Annotated in this window: 2 tRNA genes; both read left to right on the top strand. The window is 52.1% G+C overall.

The features are described 5' to 3' along the window. Window positions 1-77, top strand: a tRNA-Arg gene (locus HGT73_RS14700). A gap of 62 nt (window positions 78-139) precedes the next feature. Beyond that, a tRNA-Arg gene (locus HGT73_RS14705) sits at window positions 140-213 on the top strand. The last annotated feature ends 2 nt before the right edge of the window (window positions 214-215 follow it).

The raw sequence follows: 215 nt of genomic DNA on the forward strand, positions 1-215 counted from the left end.
GCATCCGTAGCTCAGCTGGATAGAGTACTCGGCTACGAACCGAGCGGTCGGAGGTTCGAATCCTCCCGGATGCACCATAATGGTTGTTATACACTTCTTCGGTAAGTTTGTTACCTGTCAGTTACAAGAATTCTGTTATGCATCCGTAGCTCAGCTGGATAGAGTACTCGGCTACGAACCGAGCGGTCGGAGGTTCGAATCCTCCCGGATGCACC

The organism is Rosenbergiella australiborealis (assembly GCF_018494035.1).
Classification (GTDB): domain Bacteria; phylum Pseudomonadota; class Gammaproteobacteria; order Enterobacterales; family Enterobacteriaceae; genus Rosenbergiella; species Rosenbergiella australiborealis.